The sequence below is a fragment of the Synechocystis sp. IPPAS B-1465 genome, assembly GCF_003015225.1.
Classification (GTDB): Bacteria; Cyanobacteriota; Cyanobacteriia; order Cyanobacteriales; family Microcystaceae; genus Synechocystis.
Genome location: NZ_CP028094.1, coordinates 1,495,652 through 1,515,383, shown reverse-complemented (window position 1 = coordinate 1,515,383; position 19,732 = coordinate 1,495,652). Strand labels below are relative to the sequence as shown.

The 19,732-nt window shown below is 50.0% G+C and carries 18 protein-coding genes; 8 read left to right on the top strand and 10 right to left on the bottom strand.

Annotated elements, in window-relative coordinates:
* Positions 1–141: 141 nt before the first annotated feature.
* The 3 genes from C7I86_RS07115 (at position 142) to coaBC (ending at position 2,436) form a co-directional block, all read left to right on the top strand.
* Complete coding sequence (locus C7I86_RS07115; RefSeq protein WP_010872573.1) at positions 142–897, top strand: alpha/beta hydrolase; 756 nt, start codon at positions 142–144, stop codon at positions 895–897.
* A gap of 66 nt (positions 898–963) precedes the next feature.
* Positions 964–1,215 (top strand): DUF2555 domain-containing protein, encoded by a 252-nt coding sequence (locus C7I86_RS07110; RefSeq protein ID WP_010872572.1) that lies wholly within the window; start codon positions 964–966, stop codon positions 1,213–1,215.
* Positions 1,216–1,227: 12 nt separating this feature from the next.
* Complete coding sequence (gene coaBC / locus C7I86_RS07105; RefSeq protein ID WP_010872571.1) at positions 1,228–2,436, top strand: bifunctional phosphopantothenoylcysteine decarboxylase/phosphopantothenate--cysteine ligase CoaBC; 1,209 nt, start codon at positions 1,228–1,230, stop codon at positions 2,434–2,436.
* A 119-nt stretch (positions 2,437–2,555) separates the two neighbouring features.
* Here the strand turns inward: coaBC and C7I86_RS07100 are convergent, their stop codons facing one another.
* The 6 genes from C7I86_RS07100 to C7I86_RS07080 all read right to left on the bottom strand — a co-directional run bounded on the left by C7I86_RS07100 (position 2,556) and on the right by C7I86_RS07080 (position 6,577).
* Positions 2,556–3,341: an IS5 family transposase gene (locus C7I86_RS07100; RefSeq protein ID WP_010872570.1), complete on the bottom strand. Its 786-nt coding sequence runs from the start codon at positions 3,339–3,341 to the stop codon at positions 2,556–2,558.
* 99 nt (positions 3,342–3,440) lie between these two features.
* Positions 3,441–4,550: a YheT family hydrolase gene (locus C7I86_RS07095; protein ID WP_010872569.1), complete on the bottom strand. Its 1,110-nt coding sequence runs from the start codon at positions 4,548–4,550 to the stop codon at positions 3,441–3,443.
* A gap of 38 nt (positions 4,551–4,588) precedes the next feature.
* Entirely contained in the window at positions 4,589–4,894 is a 306-nt protein-coding gene (locus tag C7I86_RS07090; protein WP_010872568.1) for a hypothetical protein, read from the bottom strand.
* Positions 4,895–4,944: 50 nt separating this feature from the next.
* Complete coding sequence (locus C7I86_RS19105; protein ID WP_234376072.1) at positions 4,945–5,172, bottom strand: hypothetical protein; 228 nt, start codon at positions 5,170–5,172, stop codon at positions 4,945–4,947.
* Positions 5,173–5,176: 4 nt separating this feature from the next.
* Entirely contained in the window at positions 5,177–5,350 is a 174-nt protein-coding gene (locus C7I86_RS19100; RefSeq protein ID WP_234376071.1) for a hypothetical protein, read from the bottom strand.
* Between the two features lie 42 nt (positions 5,351–5,392).
* Entirely contained in the window at positions 5,393–6,577 is a 1,185-nt protein-coding gene (locus C7I86_RS07080) for an NAD(P)H-quinone oxidoreductase subunit H (RefSeq protein WP_010872566.1), read from the bottom strand.
* Positions 6,578–6,798: 221 nt separating this feature from the next.
* Here C7I86_RS07080 and C7I86_RS07075 point away from each other — a divergent pair, with 221 nt between their 5' ends.
* On the top strand, positions 6,799–8,085 hold the full coding sequence (locus tag C7I86_RS07075; RefSeq protein ID WP_010872565.1) for a SpoIID/LytB domain-containing protein: 1,287 nt from the start codon (positions 6,799–6,801) through the stop codon (positions 8,083–8,085).
* A gap of 95 nt (positions 8,086–8,180) precedes the next feature.
* Positions 8,181–8,396 (top strand): hypothetical protein, encoded by a 216-nt coding sequence (locus C7I86_RS07070; RefSeq protein WP_010872564.1) that lies wholly within the window; start codon positions 8,181–8,183, stop codon positions 8,394–8,396.
* 78 nt (positions 8,397–8,474) lie between these two features.
* Here the strand turns inward: C7I86_RS07070 and cobO are convergent, their stop codons facing one another.
* Complete coding sequence (gene cobO / locus C7I86_RS07065) at positions 8,475–9,086, bottom strand: cob(I)yrinic acid a,c-diamide adenosyltransferase (protein WP_010872563.1); 612 nt, start codon at positions 9,084–9,086, stop codon at positions 8,475–8,477.
* A gap of 161 nt (positions 9,087–9,247) precedes the next feature.
* Between cobO and C7I86_RS07060 the strand changes: the two genes are divergently transcribed.
* The 3 genes from C7I86_RS07060 (at position 9,248) to C7I86_RS07050 (ending at position 17,268) form a co-directional block, all read left to right on the top strand.
* Positions 9,248–9,691 (top strand): DUF6335 family protein, encoded by a 444-nt coding sequence (locus C7I86_RS07060; protein WP_020861726.1) that lies wholly within the window; start codon positions 9,248–9,250, stop codon positions 9,689–9,691.
* A 105-nt stretch (positions 9,692–9,796) separates the two neighbouring features.
* Positions 9,797–11,749, top strand: a complete 1,953-nt coding sequence (locus C7I86_RS07055) for an FAD-dependent oxidoreductase (protein ID WP_010872561.1) — start codon at positions 9,797–9,799, stop codon at positions 11,747–11,749.
* A 269-nt stretch (positions 11,750–12,018) separates the two neighbouring features.
* Positions 12,019–17,268: a translocation/assembly module TamB domain-containing protein gene (locus C7I86_RS07050; protein WP_010872560.1), complete on the top strand. Its 5,250-nt coding sequence runs from the start codon at positions 12,019–12,021 to the stop codon at positions 17,266–17,268.
* Positions 17,269–17,344: 76 nt separating this feature from the next.
* Here C7I86_RS07050 and C7I86_RS07045 read toward each other — a convergent pair whose 3' ends face one another.
* The 3 genes from C7I86_RS07045 to C7I86_RS07035 form a co-directional block, all read right to left on the bottom strand.
* Positions 17,345–18,457 (bottom strand): sensor histidine kinase KdpD, encoded by a 1,113-nt coding sequence (locus tag C7I86_RS07045; protein ID WP_010872559.1) that lies wholly within the window; start codon positions 18,455–18,457, stop codon positions 17,345–17,347.
* Between the two features lie 231 nt (positions 18,458–18,688).
* The gene (gene kdpC / locus C7I86_RS07040; RefSeq protein ID WP_010872558.1) at positions 18,689–19,261 is read right to left on the bottom strand and encodes a K(+)-transporting ATPase subunit C; all 573 of its coding nucleotides are present in this window, start codon (positions 19,259–19,261) and stop codon (positions 18,689–18,691) included.
* A 189-nt stretch (positions 19,262–19,450) separates the two neighbouring features.
* On the bottom strand, positions 19,451–19,657 hold the full coding sequence (locus C7I86_RS07035; protein WP_020861724.1) for a potassium-transporting ATPase subunit F: 207 nt from the start codon (positions 19,655–19,657) through the stop codon (positions 19,451–19,453).
* Positions 19,658–19,732: the final 75 nt, after the last annotated feature.

Genomic DNA, 19,732 nt, shown 5'->3' with positions numbered 1-19,732 from the left:
TCTGATCTTTTGTCAGGGTTGTTTCTAGCTCTGCCCGGTTTTGATCAACCTGCAAATAATGCTGACTCGAATAATTTACTTGCTACTCCTCACTTCATTTAATTTTTTGTCTAAGAATCTCCCCCCAGCCGGACTCCTACCATGACAAACCAGAATATGCCCCCGGAAACACCTATCATTTGGCTTAATTTTAGTCCTGCTCTGCGGCGTTTTGATCGTCCTCTACTACGACAATTAGGCAAAAGTCAGGCTATTTTGCAATGGGATTATCATCAAACTGCTGACGAACCCAATTGTCTAACAGTGGGATTAGATTTAATCGGAGAATACCTGGAAAATTTTCACCAACCTGTCCATTTAATTGGTCATAGCACCAGTGGATTGTTAGCTTTATTGTACGCCCGACAATGTCCCGAAAAAGTCCGTTCCCTCTCCCTACTCTCCGTTGGTGTATATCCTGCCCTCGACTGGCAAGCCCATTATTACAGCCAATTTGATGCCATGCGTTACAGCCGTCATTTGCTCCTTGGTCAAATGGCCCACCATCTATTTAATTGTCGTTCCCTACGTCAAACCCAAACCATTGTTAATATTTTGGAAAATGATCTATTAACTTCCATTTCTCCCCATAGTTTGTATAAGCAATTAATTATTTTGCCCAACCACATTGCTGTGCCCCTCTTGGTGGCGGTGGGAGAAACAGATGGCATCATTGACACCAGTTTATTTAATGGTTGGCAACGCTGGAAAAAGCCTGGCGATCGCCTTTGGTTATGTCCTGAAGGAAAATACTTTTTTCAGTTTGAGCATCCAGAGATAACCGCATTTCAACTACAACAATTTTGGCGATCGCTCCAAGGGCAGGAAGCCTCTTCTTCCACTTCTTTGCTGGCTTAGGTTGGCCCAGTTTAGCCCCGGTTTGCTCTATTCTCTTGGTTGCAACCAACGCAGAGACTATAAAATGTGAGTTGCCGACGGTTGTCAACTTCAGGAGTATTGTCCATGTCCGTCCAAAACCTGAGCAAACAAGATGTAGCTGCACTCACTGCCGAGGATGTGGCCCAATTGGCCCAACGGCTGGAAAACGATGATTACACCGATGCTTTTGAAGGGCTGAGGGATTGGCATCTCCTACGGGCGATCGCCTTTCAGCGGGAAGACTTGGCGGAACCCTATCTTTACCTGCTGGATAATGAGACCTATGACGAAGCTTAAATTTAATCGCCCATGGTAAAGGGGAAACGCATCCTAATCGGGGTGGGTGGCGGCATTGCGGCCTATAAAATCTGTGAGGTGGTGTCCCAACTATTCCAGCAAGGGGCGGAGGTGCGGGTAATCCTCACTGCCGAAGCCGAAAAATTTGTTACTCCCTTGACCTTTACCACCCTGGCTCGCCATCCCGCTTACGGCGACGCAGATTTTTGGCAGCCCATACATCACCGTCCCCTCCATATTGACCTGGGGGAATGGGCGGATATTTTCCTGATTGCTCCCCTCACGGCCCACACTTTGGCGAAACTAGGCCATGGTTTTGCCGATGATCTACTCAGCAATACGGTGTTAGCCTCCAGTTGTCCGATCCTTTTAGCCCCCGCCATGAATACGGATATGTGGGAGCAGGAAGCGGTGCAAAGGAATTTACAACAATTGCTGGGCGATCGCCGTTATCATCTGTTAGCCCCCAATGGGGGACTGTTGGCCTGTGACCGGCGGGGAGTGGGGCGTTTGGCGGAACCGGCGCAAATTATGCATCGACTGCAAGCACTGCTGTTCACCGGAGGTCAGGAAGATTTACGGGGTAAAAGGATTCTTATCACCGCTGGGGGCACCCAGGAATATCTCGATGCAGTGCGGTTTATTGGTAATCCGTCCACCGGAAAAATGGGTTTAGCTCTGGCCCAGTCGGCCGGCGATCGGGGGGCAAGGGTGACTCTCATCCATGGCCCCATAGGGGATTTGCCCATACCCATGGGAGTAATCAGTATGGCGGTGGTCAACGCCGAGCAAATGGAGCAAGCCTTGGCCCAACAAGCTCCCTTGGCGGATTGGATTGTGATGGCCGCCGCTGTGGCCGATGTTAAACCGGCTCAAACATGGACAGGCAAAATAGCTAAACAGGATTTACCCGACAGTTTGCCGTTGGCTCCGGTACCGGATTTAATTGCCCAGGTGAGCAAACAAAAACGGCCCCATCAATTGCTAGTAGGTTTTGCTGCCCAAGCGGGAGATATTGTTACCCCAGCCAAAGAAAAGTTGCAGAGGAAAAATCTAGATGTAATTGTTGCCAATCCCATTGATCAGCCCCAATCAGGCTTTGGCACCGACAGTAATCAAGCGGTAATTATTGACCGCCACGGTTCCCAAACGGCGATCGCCCCTTGTTCAAAGCTGGCCATGGCCCACCGCATTTGGCAATATCTGTTGGAACGGATTTGAAAAGCCCCCCTGACCCCCCAAATTTGGGGGGAAACACAGTCAAAGTCCCCCAGTATTGAGGGATTTAGGGGGCAAAATAAGACTTTGCAAACAGGCTCTTAGAAAGTGTTTGAAAAGTTTTAAGCAAGCCTTTGAAGGATGAGATGAACCATGGCACCATAGAGCATGGTCTCACTGGTGGTAGGTAAATATTCATAATCCTTGCTTAAACGACGATAACGACCAAACCAAGCAAAAGTGCGCTCGACTACCCAACGGCGGGGTAGGACTTCAAAGCCTTTTTGTCCCTGCTTTTTGCTGACCACATTCAAGGTCCAACCAAAAGTATGCTCCACCCAGAAAATAAAATCCTTTCCGCCAAAGGTGCTGTCAGTCCATATAACTTGCAGGCACTGCCAAAGGGGAGCAAACCAGGTAGCAAGTAGAATCAGACCCTGATGGTCAGAGCGATGAGCGCTGTGAACCACAACATCGAGAAGTAATCCCATGGTATCCACGAGGATTGTGCGTTTACGACCATTGACCTTTTTTCCGCCGTCATAGCCAGTTTCTTGGCCAGTTCCAGCCTTTTTAAGTGACTGTGAATCTAAACAACCGGCACTAGGGTGAGTATTTCTTCCAGCTTTGAGCCGAACTTTCTCACGGAAGATACGGTTTAATTTTTTCCAGGTACCATCTTCGTGCCATTGCTGGAAATAACCATAGACCGTTCGCCATTTAGGAAAATCATGGGGCAGAAGTCGCCAGGCACACCCCGTTCTGAGCATGTAAAAAATAGCATTGAGTATCTCCCGCAGACTAGTTTTCCGTTTTCTTCCCCCAGTTTTTGCTTTGGGTAAATGGGGTTCTACCAATTGCCACTGGCTATCTGTGATGTCCGTGCTGTAAAATTCTCGAATTATCATTAATTATGGTGAAAATTTTATTCTTTTCACCATTTTCCATTCTTCACCCTACTTTTCAAACACGCTCTTAGAACGGATTTGAAAATTGTGAATGATCCATTAGGCCAAAGATTTTTGATCTAACCAATCTAGGGTGCGGTGAATCGCCCAATTTTCGTCCGGGTCGTTGCTAGCCTGCTGACAGGGACCATTGGCAATGTAGCCCACATGGCCACCCTTGGGGGTTATCTGTAAATCCACACCGGTAAGTTGGTTTTGCAAGCCGGGTAATTCTTCTACTATGGCGGGATGGAACATGGGATCATCGGCGGCGTAGAGCAATAGGGTTGGTTTAACAATTTTGCTCAACAGGGGCAAGGCACTGCTGACTTCGTAATAATCTTCCACAGAGGCCAATCCGAGGCGATCGATCACCAAATTGTGGTCAAAGCCCCAAATAGTATTAGCCCGTTCAATGGCTTGGGAATCAAATTCCCCCGGATGGTGACGATGCAATTGCCAAGCCAATTCCTTCAGCTTGTTGGCGATCGCCTTTTCCAAATATCGTCCCACTGGATGGCTGGTTAAATAATTGAGGGAGCGCTGGGAATCAAGGCTAGGGCAAATGGCCATGGCTCCCCCAATGTCTGTGGGAGAAAAGGAAGTTAGCATTGCGTCGTTGTTACCCCAATCTGCCAAAGTTTGACCCTTATAAACCCCCCAGAGAGAAAGCTGACCCCCCAGGGAATAACCCCCAAACCAAAAGGGGCCGGGGTAACCCAAAGCCTTTGCTTGGGCGGCTAAATAAACAAAATCTTCCCCTTCATATAAACCGTCGGAGGTGAGGGTAGGGGAGAGTTCCGCCGTTTTACCGTGGGCGCGCCAGTCAAACAAAATTACGTCATAGTGCCGTTCATAGGCCCAGCGTCCCCATTGTCGCAAAAAGCCTTGATCTTCCAGGGAGCCAGTGATGCCATAGGTGGCAATTAATGTCCCCTTAGCTTGGGAAGGAATGGGCGATCGCCAAACATGGAGGGGCACTCCTTGGGAGCCGGTCATTACCTGGCTGATGTATTCAGGTTCCCTCGTCCGGGCTGAGTTTAAGCAACGTTGATTGGCCACAAAGGCAGTGTAGAGAGTCATGGCCAAGCCCGATGATAGATACCAAGGGGGAGTAAACCGGGGCCAAGCTTGACACTTTTCGGACGGGGCCAACAAAGGCGATCGCATAAATTGAAGTTTAGTTAAGGGCTATGCAATCCAACCCGCTAAGGAATGGGAATGGCATCAATCTGTAATTTAACCTTTTCGTCGGGATAGCTGGCTAAACGGATCGACACACTGCGCACCGAATCCGGCAGCGGGCCAAATAACTCGATGGTGCCTTTATACGCTTGGCGATCGCCGGGTAAGGAAGGAGGCAAAGAATCAGTAAAGGAACTCAATAAATTATTATCCTGGTCCCTGACTTCCAAAAAACTATACAAAAACTCCACTTCCTCCGAGCCATTATTTTGTAAGCTCACCGCCAACTGCAGTGTACGGCGATCTTGGGTAATATTCTCTACCCGCATCAAGACCCCTTGATTTTCGTCGCTGACTAGGGGGCTTGCAGCATTAGAATCTAAGACTTTTTTTCCGTCTCCGTCTCCACTTCAGACTTTTCTTGTCCCTGGTCTGCGTTGGCAGAGTTGGTTTCCCCCTTGGGTAGTTTCTGTTGTTTCTTAATATATGCCCTAGTTTCTTTCGCCACCTGTTGAATATTGACGGGCTCAAACTTGGCACCGGATTCCGACCCATCTGTGGGTTTTTCCCCTGGCTCATCCCCAGGCGGAATAATGAACTGCTCCATGGGGTTACTGGTGCGGTTGCACAACCCCCTCCAGGGCCGCATCCCCCAATTTATAGCTAATAAAGGCCGTAGCCCCCATGCCAGCCAACACCGCTAGGAAAAGGGCTAGGGGACTGAAGACAAAATCACCAAAATTGAATTTAGAGCGACGCTTAGCTTTAACGACCTCATTAGCCATGGGAAAAGGGAGAAAAATTTAATTAGAACTGGGCAACGTCACCTAGCGGTCCACCGATCCCATGATAATATCGATACTACCGAGGATCGCCATGATGTCTGCCACCTTCACCCCCTTGAGGATGTGGGGCAGAATTTGCAGGTTGTTGAAGTCCGCAGAACGGATTTTCCAACGCCAGGGGAACACATCGTCATTGCCTTGAATGAAAATACCCAATTCTCCCTTACCGCTTTCCAAGCGCACGTAATGTTCGCCGGCAGGAATCTTAAAGGTGGGAGCAACTTTTTTGGCAATATACTGGTATTGGAAATCATTCCATTCGGATTTTTTGCCTTCTTGGAGTCGTTTAGCTTCCAGATTTTCGTAGGGGCCACCAGGCATGGCTTTGAGGGCCTGACGAATGATCTTAACCGACTCCCGCATTTCCCGAATTCTGACTAGGTAACGGGCAAAACAGTCCCCAGCGGTTTCGTACTGCACTTCCCAATCAAGCTCGTCGTAGCACTCGTAATGATCCACCTTACGCAGGTCCCATTTCACCCCGGAACCTCGGAGCATGGGGCCCGATAATCCCCAGTTAATGGCTTCTTCCCTGGTCACAGTGCCCACCCCCTCCACCCGGCGACGGAAAATGGGGTTGTTGGTAATTAGTTTTTCGTACTCGTCAACCTTGGGCAAAAAGTAGTCACAAAAGTCCTCGCATTTATCATTCCAACCGTAGGGCAAATCCACAGCTACCCCACCAACGCGGAAATAATTATTGTTGATCAACCGCATGCCAGAAGCAGCTTCCCACAGATCATAAATCATTTCCCGTTCCCGGAAAATATAAAAGAAGGGAGTTTGGGCCCCCACGTCCGCCATAAAGGGACCAAGCCAAAGTAAATGGTTGGCGATGCGGTTCAGTTCCAGCATGATCACCCGGATATACTGGGCCCGCTTAGGAACTTCAATGTCGGCTAGCTTTTCTGGAGCATTGACGGTAATAGCTTCGTTGAACATACCGGCGGCGTAGTCCCAACGACTAACGTAGGGAACGTACATAATATTGGTACGACTTTCAGCGATCTTTTCCATGCCCCGATGCAGATAACCAATCACCGGTTCACAGTCCACCACGTCCTCCCCATCCAGGGTCACAATCAAACGTAACACCCCGTGCATAGACGGGTGATGGGGCCCCATGTTGAGCACCATTGGTTCGGTTCTGGTTTCAATCTTGGTCATACCCGGTTAACTGCTATCGGCAGAGATGTGGTGTGGTTTTAATGAGAAAATCTCTTTAGCAAATCATATGGCATGGCCATTGGGGAGGCAAGGCGGCATTACTGCTCTTTGGTGATCCCCGCCGGCCTTTTGGGGGAAACCGGCCTACAATATTCAAAGTTTTGTTGTTTTGCTTCCAATGGGCTGGAGCGGGGTGTGGTTTGAAAAATTTTTCTGGTGGCATGAAAAAATTAACGTCCTTTCCCTTCCCTTTATTCAAGTTATTCAAATCTCTTAAGTCTTCTAAAAGTTTTTCTTTTCAGGCGATCGCCGGCCGTTGGCCGATGTCCCGTAAATGGGCATTAATGCTAATTCCCCTCGCTTCCATTGGTACTATTCCTCTGTTGTTGGCTTGGAGTGGTTATGGGGAAGACCCCAATGCCATCGCCAATGGCAAAACTAATAGCGGTACCGAAGTAATGGCCGACATGGCCGGGGAAGAATTGATTAAAACCCTGCCGCCCCTGAGCCAAATTCCCTCCCCTCCTGGTTCTCCGGCTTCGGGCTTAAAAAGTCCCCGTCCCATCACTGCCGAAAATTTAGCGAAAAGTGCCCCGGCAACCCCCACTGGGCCAGCGGGTAATATTTCAAATCGTGCTGTTACATTCCCGGCACTTGGGAACAGCGCCCCTGTTCAAAATACCAATACCGCTTCGGTTCCATCTGCCCCGCAATCCCCAGCCTCCGGTAGTCCCCAAACAGCTCCAGCACCGCCCCCCATGGCCAGTCCAGTGGACTACACTCCCCCACCGTTGGAAATTCGGGTCGGCATTCAAAGAGATGTACCCAGTGTGGCGATCGCCGTTTCCAGTCAAGGATATCTCCAGGACCGCCAAGGCCAAGGGCTGATGAGTCTCAATGCTGGCCAAGGAATTAACGTCACTGCCCAAGGTAACAGTCTCCTGATTAACGGTCGTTCTGTTCCCGGCGTAGTCTGGTTTACGGCCGACGCCAATGGTTACCTGGCCGTAGGCGATCGTTGGTACCGGGGACGGGTGTTGTTAGTGCCCAGGGGCGACAAGGTTTTGGCAGTCAACTACGTCAACTTAGAACATTATCTAACCAGTGTAGTCGGTAGCGAAATGCACTCCACCGCCCCCACCGAAGCCCTCAAAGCCCAGGCGATCGCCGCCCGTTCCTATGCCCTGGTCCATATGGTACGCCCCGCCAGCCAGTGGTTTGACCTGGGGGATACCCAAAGATGGCAAGTTTATAAGGGCATCGGCAGTGAGCAGGGCCCTTCCCACAATGCTGTTACTTCCACCCTCGGCCAGGTGTTGAGCCATAACGGTGGTGTGGTGGAATCCCTCTATGCTTCTACGGATGAAATTGTGGCCCGGGTACATAAGGGGAGGGGCATGAGCCAGTATGGAGCCTACGACCTAGCCCGTCAGGGTTATAACTATCAGCAAATTCTCAATCGTTACTATCCTGGGGTGGAAGTGGCTCGGGTAGTGTTAAAAAACTGAGCGATTACTTTCCCGGATGCTTCCGTTTTGGCGATAAAGTATAGGCAGTTACTAATCAATTTTCTTATTCCAGTTTTCTCACCCCCAGCAAAACTATGAGCACCCAAGATAAAGCCCGTGAACTTCTGGCCAAAGAGCGTCAAAACGAACAGCAACTTCATGAAAATATGGCGGCTCGGGCGGCGGAAACCGAACTAACCGTAGCGGAAGACTTGGATGAGAAAGCCAGGGAATTGTTAGCAGAGGAACGGCAACAGGAAAAGCATGTGGAAGAAACAATGCTTAGTCGCTCCACCGAAGAGTTGAGTTAGTTTTTCCTAAACCCTTGCCTCAATAGTTTTTTCAGTGGTTACCCTAGGGGTTAGGGCGCTATTCTTCCTGTACAGGGACTAAAACTCAATGCCGGGTTGGGCCTTAACATTTTGCTCCCGGAAAGGATGTTTGATCAGGGTCATTTCTGTGACTAAATCGGCCCGGTCAATCAATGGTTGGGGTGCTCCCCGGCCTGTCAAAATAACGTGATTAGATTCCGGCTTCCCTTGCAGGCCGGCTAGTACTGTTTCCACGTCCAGATAGCCCAGCTTTAACGCCACATTTACCTCATCCAGTAGGACTAGTTGGTAATCGGGATTGCGGATATACTCCAGGGCTTTTTGCCACGCTGCATGGGCGATCGCCTGGTCCCGTTGCCGGTCTTGAGTTTCCCAGGTAAAACCTTCTCCCAGGGCCAAAAAAGTTAATTGGTCTTGCCAAGGGGTAAAGGCCGCTTTTTCCGCCGGTTCCCAGGCCCCTTTGATGAATTGAATAATTCCTACCCGATAACCATGACCCAGGGACCGCAACACCATGCCCAGGGCGGCGGTGGTTTTTCCTTTGCCGTTGCCGGTGTGAACAATTACCAGACCTTTCTCTGCCTTAGCAGAGGCAATGCGCTCATCCTGTAAAGCTTTGCGCTTTTGCATCTTAATTTTGTACTGCTCGTCGGACAGGGAATTGACCATGGTAACTGTTAAGAATTTCTGCAAAAATTGTAACTCTTACGGGGGACAAATGTTAAGAATTTGTTGTGAAAACTGCGATGATCCCCATTTTTATTTACGATAACAATAGATTAAAAAATCAATATTTTAGAAAAACTTCTAGCAATAGAGGAGAGATGAAAATGGATATCAATCAATATTTTGCCAATTGTAGTGATGATTATCTCGATTCTGAACAAGATAATTCTGAGCAACTTTTGCTGGCAGATCTAACAGGATCAGAAGAGGATGGCATTTTTTTTGATGGTTTAACTGACCGAGATACGGGTTTTGGTCATGTGGTTAGATTAATGAGAATGCCCCACCTGGACAATGGCAACCTCAGCGGTGGTGATCCCGATGACAATTGGTATCAAGCGGAAGTGGTAGGGGAAGAAGCCGTGGGGGGCGACAATCCTACTCCCGATCAGAATGTGACGGAAGGATTACTGCAATCCATGGGCATTGCCAGTGTGGACGGTAGGCCGGTGGCCACAGTGAGAAACTTTGGGGCTAGGGATGAACGTCGTTGGGAGTTGGATCCCGATTCCGCCGAAGACCATCAAAATCCCCAGGACGAAGACTAAATTCAAATTGAGTTTTGGGTAGAAAGTTTTGGGATAGAGCGATTAGAATCAGGGCTGAACTATTTACTGCCCCCCTAGCTCTTATTTTTACCGTCTGCCTTTTGCATGACTGAATTACCCCCCAATCCTAATTCCACCGTTGTTTCCCGTCGTACTGCGCTCAAGCTTTTAGGGGTGGGTACCCTGGGGGGCGCCATTGGTTATTCCCGTTTAGCTAAGCCCCAGCCGGCCCGGTACGATACTGATCGCCTAGATTTGCCGCAATATTTGTCCCAACTAAAGTCGGTGGTGGTGGTGGGAGCTGGTTTAGCTGGTTTAGCTTCAGCCTATGAACTGAGCAAGCGGGGCTTTAAGGTTACCCTTTTGGAAAAATCGCCAAATTTAGGGGGCAAGGTGGCGGGCTGGCCCATCCAGGTGGGGGAAGAAACTTTCCAGATGGAGCACGGTTTCCACGGCTTTTTCCCCCAGTATTACAACCTCAAAAGCATTGTTAATGAATTGGCGATCGCCGACAATTTTCGTTCCCTTGATTTCTATTCTTTAGTCTTTAAAGAGGGCTATGAGCCGGAGGTGTTTCGCCCTAGCCATTCCGCCTTTCCCTGGAATATTGTCGATCTGACCATTTCTTCCCCGAACCGATTGCGCTGGGGCATTAATTTAACCAAGCCTGCCCATTGGCAAGTTTTTCGAGCCATTACAGGTTTTCAAATTCCCAAAAGCTATGACCAACTAGATAGCATCACCGTCAGTGATTGGGTGGCGAAGGGTTTCCCCAAAGGTTTGTACGATCTTTACTTCCTACCCTTTGCCAAATCTAGCTTGAACGCCCCCGATGTGTTGAGTGCGGGGGAATTGATGCAGTTTTTCCATTTTTACTTTTTCGGTAATCCCGAAGGCCTAGCTTTTAATGGCACCAAGGACGATATGGTGACTAGTTTGGTCATGCCTATGGTGGAATCCATCAAAGCCCACGGCGGACAAATCATCACCGAAGCCACCGTTAGTGCGATTAACTGTGACCAAGGTTTAATCCAATCCCTCCAGTATGTGCAGGGGGATGATCCGGTCAGCGATGTGCCGTTTACTGTGCCCCGCAATGATCTGCTTACCCAGGCAAACCCAGGGGGGAATGTTTACTATGGCGCTGGCGATCGGGTTTATTGGGCTAAGCCAGAAGGAAAAGAAGCTCTATCCCTCACCTGTAGCCATCAAGGTTGCACCGTTGCCAAACAGGAGAATGGTCAATTTATCTGTCCTTGCCATGGCGCTGTGTATGATGCGGATGGTCAAGTTATCCAAGGGCCAGCTAAGCGAAATTTAGCCAAGTTTGCGGTTAAACCGGGAAGTAGTGCCACGGAAGTACAGTTGGTGTCCCGCACCAAGGACAAACCACCGGCGCAAACCCTCAAAGCAGATTATTATGTGCTGGCGGCGGATGTAGTGGGCATGAAAAACCTGGCCGATCGCCTGGGGGGAGATGTTAATCCCCAATTTGTCCAACAGGTGAAAAACCTAGCGGTGGCGGATCCCTTTGCAGTGGCCCGGTTTTGGTTTGATCAAGATTTTGAATGGCCCCACAGTAACTTCGCCTCCCTATCCGGTTACCGTTTAACCGATAGCATTACCCTTTATCACCGAATCCAAAATCAATTTATTGCCTGGGCGGAACGCACCGGGGGCAGTGTGGTGGAGTTACACGCCTATTGCTACAAAGAAAAAGAGTTCCCCACCCAGGGGGATTTGTTAGCCACCTTTGAGCAGGAATTGTACGAAATTGTCCCCTCGTTAGCTACGGCAAAACTCCTACACCGGGAATTGGTTAACCAGAAAAATTTCTCCGGTTTTCCCCCCAACAGCTACGGCGATCGCCCGGAGACGGAAACTCCGGTGGCCAATCTTTTGTTCGCTGGGGATTGGGTGAAAATGCCCTTTCCCTGCGGTTTGATGGAGCGGGCCATCAGCAGTGGGCTATTATCAGCCAACGCCATTTGTCATCAAGAGGGTTTGCAACGGCGGGAATTGTTAACGGTGATGCCCGAGGGAATTTTGCAAATTTAGCCCTAGTTTAGCCTTCGGTCTAGAACAGTGCTGGACTATTTATGGTGGGAAATCATTGTTGATTCAGATTGATCAGCAGGATTGATCAACTCTCCCGCGCCAATATCGGCGCAGAAAAACTAGGGTAAAAGGAACAAGAGCAAGGTTCTACTCCGTCTCCCTGGTGGTGATGGTATGACTAAGATGAATTGGATCTGGTTTGCCCAGGATTTTGCTGGCTAGTGTTAGCCTAACAGGGTGGTTGTGGGGAATGAATAGCGCCTGAAATTATGGTCACCGATCGCCAAAAGTCTGAGTCCCCCTTGGGGGTGCCCCGGTTAGCAGAGCATTCCAGGGCGGTTTTCCCCTGGGCAATGGTGGTGGGCTTTAGCAGTGGCGTGGTAGTGGCGATCGCCGGGGGGGTGACCTACGGTCATTATTGGGTGCAACGAAATGTGTCTCCCTTGGTGGGGCAAGCGGTGGAACATTTCTTGAATCGTCCGGTGGAGTTGGGGCCATTAACCAGTGTTTCCCTCACCCATCTAGAATTTGGTGCCACTAGCATTCCGGCTACAGCCACCGACCCCAACTGGGTACAACTCCAAAGTTTAAAGATTAGCTATAACCCCTGGCAATATCTCCAAGATGAACATCTCGGGCTGACCATCACCGCCATGGAACCCCAAGCCTATTTTGAACAGGGGCGATCAGGGCAGTGGTGGCATACAGAGATGGGGCAATTAGCGGAAGATTTTCCCTTCCAACTGGAAAAATTAATTGTTCGTCGGGGTCGGGGCACGGTGGTTAGTCGCAACGGTCACCAAGCTCTCAATCAACCCATTCAATTACGGTTAAATGATGCCCAATTTTGGCAAGGGTCGAACCAAGAGCTTTTCCGTTTTCGTCTCCAAGGTCAACTGTTACCCCTGGTGGAGCGCCACAGTTACCTAAATTTGGAGGGAACGATTGACCCAGCCCAGGAACGCTGGCAACTCCAGGTCAAAAGTCGCCATTTACCCCTCACCGCCCTCAAGCAAATTTTGCCCCTACCGCTGAATTTTCAAAGGGGTACCCTAGACAGTGACTTGGCGATCGCCGTTGAGGATCAACAACTGGCTTCCCTGGATGGGGAGGTGGATTTACACCAAGCTAGTTTGCAACTGCCCCAACTGGCCCGCCCCTTAACTGCCATTAATGGCCCTCTAACTTTCCAAGGTCGCAAAATTCAACTGGGACAAGTGAAAGGACAATTGGGAGAAATTCAAGCCCAAAGCAAGGGTCACATTGACTGGCAGGATGGCTTTAACCTGGCGATCGCCACCGCACCGTTGGAAGTCAACAAAATTTTCCAGGGGCTACAGTTTCCCCCGGCCACCATGCCCATCAGTGGTCAATTAAGTTCCACGGTCACCATTCAAGGGCCTCTCGAAAATCCGCAAATTAACGTCGCCCTACAAAAAGCAGGTAAAAATTCCCTCCAGATTGAAAACTTAGCCCTAGATGATTTCCAAGCCAACGTCAACCTAGAAGGCGATCGGGTGGTGGTGAAACATTTTCAGGCTTCACCCCACAGCGGCGGTAACCTAACCGGATCGGGGCAAATTCAAGCCCACAGACAAGGAAATAAACTGGATTGGCAACCGTTCCAACTGCATATTCAGGCTGACAAAGTTGATGTGCAACCCTGGTTAGAGGGGGATTTAAGTGCCCAATTACCACCCGTTTTACCCCTATCAGGGCAAGCCCAAATCACAGGAAAATTATCTGAACCTCCTACTTGGCAGGCCCAGGCCCAAGCTGATGTTGCCCTCGCAGGGGGATTGGTTAAAACCAACGATTTTGCCTACCAGGGAGGGCAATGGCAAGGCAATTTTCAACTGCAGAATTTATCCCTTAGCACTTTCGACACGGCATCAATCCCAGACAGTTTCAAGCAGGGCAAATTGCAAGCCCAGGTGTGGGCTGAGGGCAATCAGCAAGACCAGTCACCATTGCAGCTACAGGGTCAAGGGCAAGTAACTCTACCCCAGGGCACCGTGGCGATCGACCAATTTCAACTCCAGGGTAAACAATGGCAAGGGGTTTTTGTGGCGAAAAATATTTCCCTGGCAACCCTGCCCGGTATGGATCAATCCTGGTCGGGAACTTTGGCTGGGAACTGGACTGGCAAGGGAGAACTAGACCAACCTCTGCCGCAATGGGATTTAGCCGGGGCTGGGCAATGGCATTCCCCCCAGGGGACAGTAAACATTGAAAAATTCAGTGTAGGGGAGGAAAACTTCACTGCCCAACTCAACTCGGAGGGCATAGATTGGCAGGCTTTGCGCATTGGTCAACCGGGGCAGGTGGCGGGAAAATTGAGTCTAACCGGGCGGTGGACTGGGGAAACGGCTCAGTTGACGAACTTAACAGGAAATTTAATTAGCTCCCAGGGTTGGCAATTATTATCCGACCCCGTGGCGATCGCCTTTGACTGGCAAGGCTCCCAGCTTAAGTTAAGCCAACTCCGTAGCAAGGGTTTAAACGCCCGGGGAAATCTACAAATTGCCATTGCTGGGGTTAAAACCGGTTTTGATTTCCAAGCGGCAATCAAGGCTATGGACCTCCAGGTGGAGGCTACTGGGTTACCCCTAGCCAAAATTATTCCCACTCCCCCAGGGGCTCCGTTGGCGGGAAATTTAGATTTCAAGGGAGATGTGACTGGCTCCGGTGGGCAACCTTTATGGCAAGGGCAATTGGCAGTGAACCATTTGCAGTTAGGGGAATTTAAATTTGCCTCCCGTTTAAGGGGTGAGGCGGAAAAAGATCCGCAGGGATTACAGTTGGCTCTCCAGGGAGAAGGGGAACAAATTCGCCTCAGTTTAGACCCCAAGCACCAACCAACGGCGGTGTTATTTAAGCGGGGACCATGGCAACTGGCAGGGCAAAAACAGGCTGACCAATGGTCTTTAACAGCCCATTCCTTACCCCTAGAGGCTTTGCAAAATAGTCTGCCCTTAGCCCTTACCCTTGTTCCCAATGGCGACAAATCTTTAACGGATTCCTTGGCCAAACTCCAGAGCCAACCTTGGGGAGGACAATTGTCGGGGCATTTTCAGCTTGACCTGGCCCAAAAAACGGCGATCGCCACTAGGGTTAATATCAAGCAACCCCGTTGGGGTAATTTTAGCGCCCAGGATTTAACCGGCAATTTTCGCTACGGCCAGGGGCAACTAACGGTGGACAATGGTCGTTTGCGCCATGGCCAGAGTACAGTTTTAGTGCAGGGGCAAGCCAATTTCCAAGGCGATCAACCCCAGTGGGGCGGGGAAATTAGTTTCCGTCAAAGCCGGATTGAAGATGTTTTAACGGCTCTGCAACTGTTCACCTGGGAAGATTTTGGCCGGGGTTTTCAGCCCCCCATTTACGGTACTGCTAAGGATTTATACGGTGAAATAGGCAAAGATTTAGACCAAGAAAATTTGCCACCGCTGGTTAGTGTGGGCAATGCCTTGGATGATCTGGCCACTCAATTTAATCAACTGGCCCAGAGTGAAGCTAGCTTGGCCCCAACGGAGACCAATCATGAACCTGTACCAGATTTAGACCAACTGCGGGGACAACTGCAGGGCAAAATTACCGTGGAGAAACGGGAAGACTCTCCCCTGGCGGCCAACTTTAACCTTTGGGGCCAAGATTGGCAGTGGGGCGACCATGGGCTGGGGCAATTGCAATTGGCGGGGCGCTGGCAGGGGGATAATCTTAGCTTTGCTCCCCTGGAACTACGAAGTGGCGATCGATTTTTGCGGGTAACAGGGTCACTGGGACCCCAGGGCCAACAGGGAGAAATTCAACTCCATCAACTACCCCTTGGTCCCTTAGCCAAAATTTTACGTCTCCCGGCCCACTTTGCTCCAGAGGGGGATGTATTTGCTGATTTTCGCCTCCGGGGTAGCCGGCGGGACCCTCAATTCCAGGGCAAAGTGCAAATTAAAGAGAATCGCTTTGGTCCTTTAGCGCTGGAAAAAACTGAGGGGGATTTTAGTTACCAGGCTGGTCGCTTAGATTTTCAGTTACAAAGTCTGGTTAATTCCCTCACGGAACCCCTGCAATTACAGGGTAGTGTGCCCTACGTCTTTCCTTTTGCTAGCCAAGCCCCCAACAGTGATCATTTTTCCGTAGCGTTAAAGTTAAAAAATGACAGTTTGAAGTTGATCAACCTACTCAGCCGTGGACAATTAAGTTGGCTAGGCGGTCAGGGAGAAGTGGATTTAGCTTTGTTGGGTTGCCTTGATCCCTATAAACAAACCCTGTACCAACTCCAGGGGCTGGGGGAAATTACCATCCACAATGGGGCGATCGCCGCTCAGATGTTACCAGATAAGCCCTTAACCCAGGTCAATGCCCAAATTACGGCGGACTTAAATACGCTCCAGGTCACCAATTTAACTGGGCAGATTAGTGGCGGGAGATTAGCGATGGTGGGCAGTCTACCCCTGCAAAATGCCTTACCCGATGTGGACCAGGGTTTACAACTAAGCTTAAATAATTTGGCGGTGGATATTCCCAATTTGTACCAAGGGGCTTTGGGGGGATTGGTGCAGATTACCGGCACGGCGATCGCCCCCCAAATAGGAGGTCAATTAGCCCTGGGCAATGGCAATATCTCCGTGGGGCAAACCCTACCTACCTTGGGTTCCGGTGCTTCTTCCCAGCGGGGCTTAACGTTCAACAACTTAAACTTGGTGTTGGCGGAAAATATCCGGGTGCAAAATTTACCTTTTCTCGATTTTGCCGCCGCTGGCCAAGTGACCCTGAATGGTACCCCACAAAATTTACGTCCTGAGGGGGAAATTAAGCTCAAAGGGGGCCAGGTGAATCTATTTGCCAGCCAATTAAGGTTGGATAATAACCAAAATAACAGCGTTTATTTTCTGCCCCAGCGGGGTTTGGACCCCTATCTCGATTTATATTTGCTCAGTTCCGTCAGTGAAACAAGCCGCAATATTGCTAATCGTCCTTCCCAATCCTCCGAGATTCCAGAACCCTTTAGTGCTAACCAAGACAGCCTACAAACGGTGCGTATCCAAGCCCACATTAATGGCTATGGCAGTGAGATTAACCAAAATATTCAGCTCACCAGTACCCCCCGGCGATCGCCGCAGGAAATTATTACGTTGTTAGGGGGCGGTGTGCTCAGTACCCTTGGTCAGGATAGTACTCAAACCACAGTGGGGCTAGCTAATTTGGCCGGGTCCGCAGTGTTGGGCCCAGTCCAGGGGCGCATTGGGGAAGCTTTAGGACTAAGTGAATTTCGCATTTTTTCCACTCCCTTAATGAACGAAGGCGATCGCCTCCAGGGAAATCAAATTGGAGTAGCGGCGGAAGCTGGAATTGATATTACCCCCCAAATAGGAGTGTCGGTGCAAAAAATCATCAACTCTGATCGCCTACCCCAGTGGGGCTTGGAATACCGGGTTAACGACAGCACTGTGATCCGGGGGTCTAGCAATTTCCAAGACGACAGCCGGGGCATAGTGGAATTTCAAAAAAGGTTTTAGCCTTTGCTAGCCGGAGGTCTCAACTTTATGGGGGGAGCATGTTAGTGACGGTAGTCAGTTCCTAGGTAAAAATGATTTAGCCATTGGCAATGATGTGCAGATCAACAGTGGGCAAACAGCGCATTAACCGTTGAATAATGGAACCCTTGATCAGTAAATGCCACCGCGATCGCCGACTTTCCCCCAACACAATTTGGGTGATGCGATAGGTTGTGGCCACCTGGGCAATGGCCCCCACCACGTTGTCGGATTCCTGGCGAATAAATTCCCCTTCAAACTCCTGGGTCAGATGTTGACAAGTTTCCACATGGAGTGCCTCCACCTTGGAGAGAAACTGATTGGTGGGAGCCACAAACAAGACAAATAGACGACCATTCATTTGACTGGCAATGCGCCCCCCCCGTCGCAATAATTGAATGGAATTGGGGTAGGTGGAAATACACACCAAAATCCGTTCGTGGACAGCACAGTGATTAGTCTGTTGATCATGGCGACTATTTTCCTCAATATTGTTGGCCACTTCCCGCAAAGCCAGTTCCCTCAGGGCCACCAAATTCTGGCGCTTGAAAAAGTTTTGCAGGGCTTGGTTGATTTTGTCCTGGGCGTAAATTTTGCCTTCCTGCAAACGCTCTTGCAAGGTTTCTGGGGTAACATCAACCACTACCACTTCGTCAGCTTCATCCAAAAGGCGATCGGGCACCCGTTCCCGCACCACCACCCCGGAAATTTTATACACCAAATCATTGAGGCTTTCTAGATGTTGAATGTTGATGGTGGAATAGACGTCAATGCCTGCGGCCAAAATAAGTTCCACATCTTGATAGCGTTTTTCCCGCTCCGCACCGGGGATGTTAGTATGGGCCAACTCATCCACTAACGCCAACTGCGGCGATCGGGCCAGAATGGCTCCGGTATCCATTTCCAGCAACGATCGCCCTTGCCAAATCATGGTTCTGAGGGGGACTTGCTCCAGACCAATGGCTTTTTGGGCCGTTTCCTCCCGGCCGTGGGTTTCCAACAGGCCAATCACCACGTCAAAGCCTTCCTGCTTGAGCTGTTGCCCCTCCTCCAACATGCGATAGGTTTTGCCAACCCCCGGGGCCATGCCAATGAAAATTTTGTGTTTACCCCGCCGGTGAGGGGGGGACGCCGCTGGAGTCAAGGAACTGGATTGACCGGCATGGATCATGGTGATGGGGCAGAGGGGATTTGCAGAAAGCAGAGGGGCCTGCCTCGGTCCGTCGTTGAACGGTCTAAGTTTTCATGGGCAGGACGATAGGTCGGATCAAGGTTTCAATTCCCAACCCGGTGTAGCTCATAGGTAAGGGAAGTTGAATGCAAACTCTGGCTAACCATGGCCCGTAGGCGATCGCCGTGGTGAACCACAAGAATTTTTGCTTGAAACATCAGAGGCAAGGGTTTAACGGTTATCGAGGGCCAGGTTGAGGGTGAGGACATTGACCCCAGGCTCACCAAAAATGCCAAGGAAGCGCCCCTCAGTGTGTTTAGTTATCAGGCTTTGCAACTCCTGGGGAGGAATAGATCTGGCCTTGGCCACCCGGTCGAACTGGGCTTGGGCCGCCGCTGGGCTAATGTGGGGATCAAGCCCTGACCCAGAGCTGTAAAGCAAATCGGCAGTGGGTTGCACGGCATTGTCCTCTAAGCGTTGGGCCTCTGCTTCAATGCGGGATAAAAGGTCAGGATTACTGGGAGCTAGGTTGCTTGCACCGGAAATGCCCGTGGGGGAAGCATCTGCCCCTTCACTGTAGTTAATGGCACTGGGGCGACTCCAAAAATAGCCCTCCTCGGTGAAGGTTTGTCCGATCAAAGCCGAACCCACAACTTGCCCCTGGGAATCAGTGATCAGGCTACCATTGGCCTGGTAGGGAAAGACCAGTTGACCAATCACTAATACGATCGCCGGGTAAATGAGGGCTGTTAAAATCCAAAGCAGGGCAGTACTGCGTAAACTAATCACAAAATTGCGAATCATGGCAAAGTTTTAGAGTTTTTTTGAAAGGTTTTATTTTGCCCCCTAAATTTCCCAATAATGGAGGATTTTTACTTAACTTCCCCCTAATTTTTTTGGGGGGGCAGGGGGCGTTTGAAAGATGCTTTTAGGCAAAATATCAGGTTAGTAATGGAGCATAAAAATTAACCAAACTAGTTTGAAAAAGTAACCTTAAAAACGTTCCGGCTCAATAATTACCATGGCCAGGTAAACAGCCAATCCCAGAACAATGATTACTAGGAGGCCAAGGGCATAGGCCGTTCCCCGGTCAATGGCGCCGTTACCAGCAGCATAAATGGGGGAGGCGATCGCCAAATTGCATAAAGTCGCCAGCAAGATGATGCGGCCAATGACGGAGGTTTTAGAAGTAGAAAACATCGGAGTTGGAGTAAAGGAGAAAGTAGGGAAAAATCTCTGGGGAAAGGGCACAATGGCAAAACCTTGCAGTCATCG

Coding starts and splice junctions, on each gene's coding strand:
- C7I86_RS19100 (WP_234376071.1), bottom strand. CDS start 5,350: ATGGCTAATGAGGTCGTTAAAGCTAAGCGTCGCTCTAAATTCAATTTT.
- kdpC (WP_010872558.1), bottom strand. CDS start 19,261: ATGATTCGCAATTTTGTGATTAGTTTACGCAGTACTGCCCTGCTTTGG.
- cobO (WP_010872563.1), bottom strand. CDS start 9,086: ATGGTCAATTCCCTGTCCGACGAGCAGTACAAAATTAAGATGCAAAAG.
- C7I86_RS07035 (WP_020861724.1), bottom strand. CDS start 19,657: ATGTTTTCTACTTCTAAAACCTCCGTCATTGGCCGCATCATCTTGCTG.
- coaBC (WP_010872571.1), top strand. CDS start 1,228: ATGGTAAAGGGGAAACGCATCCTAATCGGGGTGGGTGGCGGCATTGCG.
- C7I86_RS07095 (WP_010872569.1), bottom strand. CDS start 4,550: ATGCGATCGCCTTTGTTGGCCCCGTCCGAAAAGTGTCAAGCTTGGCCC.
- C7I86_RS07080 (WP_010872566.1), bottom strand. CDS start 6,577: ATGACCAAGATTGAAACCAGAACCGAACCAATGGTGCTCAACATGGGG.
- C7I86_RS07070 (WP_010872564.1), top strand. CDS start 8,181: ATGAGCACCCAAGATAAAGCCCGTGAACTTCTGGCCAAAGAGCGTCAA.
- C7I86_RS07090 (WP_010872568.1), bottom strand. CDS start 4,894: ATGCGGGTAGAGAATATTACCCAAGATCGCCGTACACTGCAGTTGGCG.
- C7I86_RS07060 (WP_020861726.1), top strand. CDS start 9,248: ATGGATATCAATCAATATTTTGCCAATTGTAGTGATGATTATCTCGAT.
- C7I86_RS07045 (WP_010872559.1), bottom strand. CDS start 18,457: ATGATCCATGCCGGTCAATCCAGTTCCTTGACTCCAGCGGCGTCCCCC.
- C7I86_RS07050 (WP_010872560.1), top strand. CDS start 12,019: ATGGTCACCGATCGCCAAAAGTCTGAGTCCCCCTTGGGGGTGCCCCGG.
- C7I86_RS19105 (WP_234376072.1), bottom strand. CDS start 5,172: ATGGAGCAGTTCATTATTCCGCCTGGGGATGAGCCAGGGGAAAAACCC.
- C7I86_RS07055 (WP_010872561.1), top strand. CDS start 9,797: ATGACTGAATTACCCCCCAATCCTAATTCCACCGTTGTTTCCCGTCGT.
- C7I86_RS07100 (WP_010872570.1), bottom strand. CDS start 3,341: ATGATAATTCGAGAATTTTACAGCACGGACATCACAGATAGCCAGTGG.
- C7I86_RS07075 (WP_010872565.1), top strand. CDS start 6,799: ATGAAAAAATTAACGTCCTTTCCCTTCCCTTTATTCAAGTTATTCAAA.
- C7I86_RS07115 (WP_010872573.1), top strand. CDS start 142: ATGACAAACCAGAATATGCCCCCGGAAACACCTATCATTTGGCTTAAT.